A 4,895-nucleotide genomic window follows, 5' to 3' on the forward strand; every position below is an offset into this window, starting at 1 on the left:
CGGTTGCGGAGCAGCTCACCGATTCCGACGGCACCGACCACCAGCCGGACTGGTCTCCCGACGGCGGCCAGGTCGTCTTCGTCCGCTACGACGGCAGGGCGATGGAGCTGATGCTGCTGGAAGTTGCGACCGGCGCAGTGACGCCGCTCACCTCGGGCGGCGCGGTGAACGTCGATCCGCGCTGGTCGCCGGACGGAACGCGCCTCGCCTGGGTCTCCACGGCGGGCACCGGCCACTTCCTCTTGCACACGGCTTTTGTCCGCGACGGCCGCCTTGCGGAGATTCGCACCGTCGTTGCCGACCACCGGAGCGCGATGCCGCGCTACTACTACAGCCCGTTCGATCACGCGATCAATCCGGCCTGGACGCCGGACGGGAAGTCGATCGTCTTCGTCTCCAACCGCGAGGTCCCGCACGGGACCGGGGACATCGTGCGTTTGGCCGCCGACGGGTCAGGCTCGATGGAGGTTTTGCGGCGCGAGGAGACCAACTGGCAGACGCGGCCGGACGTCTCGCCCGACGGCACCCGGCTCGTCTACGCGTCGTATCTCGGCGGCCAGTGGCACCAGCTCTGGCTCTTGCCGCTCTCGGGTGGCGGGTATCCGATCCCGCTGACCTACGGAGAGTTCGATAACGTGGGCCCACGCTGGTCGCGGGACGGCCGGCAGATCGCTTTCATCTCCAATCGGACCGGCACGACCAGCTTGTGGGTGGTGGACGTGGTGTCGGGCGAGCAGAGGCAGGTGGTGCCTCGCGAACGCCGCTTCTTGGCGCCGCGGCGCCCGCTGACGGTGAAAGTGCAGGACGAGGCGGGCCGTCCTTTAGCGGCGCGCCTGTCGGTGACGGACGCGCGCGGCCGCTTCTTCGCTCCGGACGGCGCCTGGATCCACGCCGATGATCTCCTCATCCCCGAGCGCCAGCGCATGGAGACGCGATATGTGCACGGCGCGGGCGAGTGGAGGATGTTCGTTCCTCCCGGACCCCTCGAGATCAAGGTCGCGCGCGGGCCGGGATACGCGGTGGTGCGGCGCAAGGTCGACGCGCAGGCCTCGGTGACGGTGACGCTGCCGCGGCTGGCGTTTCCGGGAAAGTGGTGGAGCGGCGACCTCCACGTCCACATGAACTACGGCGGGCGTTACCGCAACACGCCCGCGCAGCTAGTGCAGCAGGCGCGCGCCGAAGGGCTCGATCTCGTCTACAACCTGGTCGTCAACAAGGAGCAGCGGGTCCCGGACATCGCCGCCTTCCTGCCCGGACCCGACCCGGCGTCGACCGGCGGCGTGCTGCTGCTCCACGGCGAGGAGTTCCACTCCAGCTATTGGGGGCACGTGGGCCTGCTCGGACTGCAGCGGCTGATCCTGCCCGGGTACAACGCGTATCCGTTCACTGCCGTGGCGAGCCCTTGGCCGCACAACGCGGCGGTGGCGGACATGGCCCACGCGCAGGGCGGGGTGATGGGGTACGTGCATCCGTTCGAGAGCGACGTCGATCCGTCGCGGGACGAGCGGCTCACGAACGAGCTCGTCCTCGACGCCGCGCTGGGGAAGGTGGACTACTACGAGGCGGTGGGTTTCTCCGATCACCTGAGCACCGCAGCGGTCTGGTACCGGCTGCTCGATTGCGGCCTGCGACTGCCGGCGGGCGCCGGGACCGACGCGATGGCCAACTACTCGTCGTTGCGCGGACCCGTCGGGTTGAACCGCGTCTACGTGAAGGCGCAGGGAGCGCTCAGCCGCGAATCGTTTCTCGCGGGGCTCAAAGCGGGCAGGACCCTCGCCACGAATGGGCCGCTGGTGGGACTGCGCGTCGGGAAGGCCGAGCCTGGCGATACCGTGAAGCTCCCGGCAGGCTCTGCGCTCCAGTACCATGCGTGGCTCCGATCCAATGTTCCCGTCACGAAGCTCGAAGTGATCTGGAACGGCCAGGTGGCGGCGCGGCACGACGTGAATGGAATGTCTGCCGACGTCGCCGGTGAGATCGCCGCGAACGAGAGCGGCTGGATTCTCGCGCGCGCCTGGAGCGAGAACGGCAACGAAGACGTCCTCGACATCCACCCCTACGCGACCACCAGCCCGATCTACGTCACGGTCCGCGGGCGCCCGCACCGCTCGCGCCCAGCAGCGACGTGGGCGCTGCACTGGCTGGACCGACTGGAGAAGACGACGCTCGCGAACCCGGACTACCGGACGACCCGCGAGCGCGAAGCGGTGCTGCAGGACATCTCGCGCGCCAGTGGCATTTACAAGTCCTGCTCCGCCGAACAGAACTAGCGGCGCGCGGGTCGCTGCGACCGCGACGATCGTCTGAGCCCGGAGGGGACCATGACATCCCAATCTCTGCTGTTCGGTTTCGGCATTCTCATCGCTGCACAGGTGGCGCAGGCGCAGCCGGTGCCGCAGTCGCCGCCGACGATCGGTTCGCCGAACACGGTCACCGCCGATCCGCCGGTCGCGCGCCCGCGCACCACGCCCTGCCGCACGCGCCTCTTCACCGATGTGAGGTTTGCCGACTTCTCGCCCAAGTCGTTCGCCTACGCGCCTCCGTCGGCCTGTCCCGGTCCGTGGCAGAACGTGGTGCTCGAAGCCGACTGGTCGGTCGAGCCCGGCCGGCAGTTCGACCGCACCGCCAATCTCTGGATCGGCGGCGTGAACGTCTACTTCGGCACCACCGCCGAGCCGACTCGCCCCCCGAACGCGATCGGCCGCTCCTGGCACGTCGAGCGCGACATCACCGACTACACCGCGGCGTTGCTCGCACCAGCGGCCGGACGCGCCGATCTCGGCAATCTGATCAACGACACGTACACCAGCGCGCTCTGGGGCACGGCGCAGATCGCTTTCTACCCGTTCAACGGCAAGGGCAACGACGATCGCCGGTCGCAGGCGCCCGACCTCGTGCTTCCGCTCTCGTCCAGCGCGACCGGCGGCACAGTGGCCTTGTTCAGCCCGTCCGACGCGCTCGCCGCCACCTTCCACCTGCCCACGAACGTAGAGCGCGCGTTCCTCGACGTGATCCTGGAGCACCAGGGAGCGAACGACGAGTTCTGGTACACCTGCGTGCCCAGTGCGCTCTCGGCTGCCCTGGAGAGCTGCAGCGGTGGGGCGTTTCGCGAAGGGCAGGTGAGCATCGACGGGCAGCCCGCGGGCGTAGTGCCGATCTTCCCCTGGATTTTCACCGGCGGCATCGACCCGTACCTGTGGCGGCCGATCCCGGCCGTGCAGGCGCTCAACTTCGTCCCTTATCGGGTCGACCTGACGCCGTTCGCGGGCGTGCTGAGCGATGGTCAGCCGCACACTCTCGCGATTCGCGTCGCCAACAACAGTCAGTACTTCTCGACCACCGCTACGCTGCTCGTTTTCCTCGATCACGGTTCGAAGCGGGTCACCGGACAGGTGACGACGAACACCATCGGCGCTCCGATCCCGAGCATCACTACGCAGGGGATCAATCCGCAGGCGGACCCGGTGACGGGAACGGTGACGACCATCTCGTCGCGGAGCTTCGTGCTCGCCGGGTGGGTGCGCACCTCGCGCGGGAAGGTGCAGACCGAGATCCGGCAGACGATCGACTTCTCCAACGTCCAGGATTTCGTCGTCCCGAGCGGCGCGTCGACGTTCTCGCAGAAGATCGCGCAGCTCACCAGCATCTCGTCGGTCACGAAGGTCCGCTTGGGCGATCGCTCGCGCGAGACCGTCGTGCGCATGGCGTGGCCGCTGAAGGTCGAGATCGTCTCGCCCGACAACTTCAACAGCGGATGGACCACGAATATCCATCAGTCCTACGATCGCGCCGATACCGTCTCACACGACGGCGACGTGGAGTTCGGCAGCGTGGTCTCCAACTCGGGTGACTGGGCCGACGACTACCCGACCACGACGATCCAGTCCGGAGCTCAGCGCTACTTCTCCGCCGATTCCGAGGGCCACTGCTACAGCCGCTCGATCACGGCAGCCGGCGGCGTGCTGACGTCGATCAAAGATGGCAAGGGCTGCGACGACGACTGAGTCTCAGTGGAGCAACGGTCGCGCCGCGACGCGGTCGTTCGTCAGGCCTCGCTCGAGCTGAAGTACCGACTCGGGCGTGTATCGCCCCCGCGGTGACTCGATTGACCAGTCTGTGAGAAGCCGCAGGTCGAACGTGCCGCGGTGACCCTGGCGCAAGCTGGCGATCCTGAAGGGCTGGTTGAGGAGCGTGCCGTCCACGCTCTTGGCGGTTGCCCCATGGACATCGAACCAGAGGTGCTCCGCTCCGCCGCAGGTGTGGTCGTCGCCGTCGCCGTCCGTGGCGAGTCCGAGCTTGACGTGGAAGTCCCACTTCCGGTTCTTCGCGTACCTGCTCTGGAGCGCGAGGAACGAGGGAAGCCGCTCGCGCGCCAGCCGCTGCATGCGCTCGGTCTCGGCGGACGACACGTAGAAGATCGGGTCTGCCTCGATCATGGGGACGTAGCAGCGCGGCGTTTCCAGCCGCTCCGATGAGTCCTTCGCCGGGGCGAACAGGATTCCTCTCTCGCCGCCATGGTCGGCGTCCCGGTCTGTCATGCCGCCCAGAGTCACATCGACCTGCTGCAGCCCAGCCTCCCAGGGGAGCCACACGAGCGGAAGGTCATTACCCGCGTGGAACCGGGTATGCGGCGGCGGCACTCCGCAGTCGAGGAAGAACCTCGCGACGCTGTTGATCAGCTCCCCGAGCGCAGCCGCGTCGCGACGGCGGACGCCCACGACGTCCAGCTCTATGCAGCCCATCCGGTGCAGACCGTGGGTGTGCAACCACGTCCCGCGACCCTTCCGACTGTCGTCGAAGACGGAATGAACGCTGAAGAAGCTCGTCGGGGCGGGAGGGACGCTCGCGGACGCCGCGTCCCGCAACCAGTCGCCGGTCCTCGCGTGGAACGCATT

The 4,895-nt window shown here is 67.9% G+C and carries 3 protein-coding genes; 2 read left to right on the plus strand and 1 reads right to left on the minus strand.

What is annotated here, in order from left to right; translation table 11 throughout:
- Both E6J58_01160 and E6J58_01165 read left to right on the plus strand, forming a co-directional pair.
- On the plus strand, window positions 1-2,270 hold a 2,270-nt coding region (locus tag E6J58_01160), incomplete at its 5' end, for a hypothetical protein (GenBank protein ID TMB43084.1).
- A gap of 51 nt (window positions 2,271-2,321) precedes the next feature.
- A complete protein-coding gene (locus tag E6J58_01165) occupies window positions 2,322-4,004 on the plus strand; it encodes a peptide-N(4)-(N-acetyl-beta-glucosaminyl)asparagine amidase (protein ID TMB43085.1) in 1,683 nt (560 codons plus the stop codon).
- Window positions 4,005-4,007: 3 nt separating this feature from the next.
- Here the strand turns inward: E6J58_01165 and E6J58_01170 are convergent.
- Window positions 4,008-4,895: DUF4026 domain-containing protein (locus E6J58_01170; GenBank protein TMB43086.1), on the minus strand; the 888-nt coding region annotated here is incomplete at its 5' end.

It is taken from the genome of Deltaproteobacteria bacterium (assembly GCA_005879535.1).
Taxonomy (GTDB): Bacteria; Myxococcota; Myxococcia; order Myxococcales; family 40CM-4-68-19; genus 40CM-4-68-19.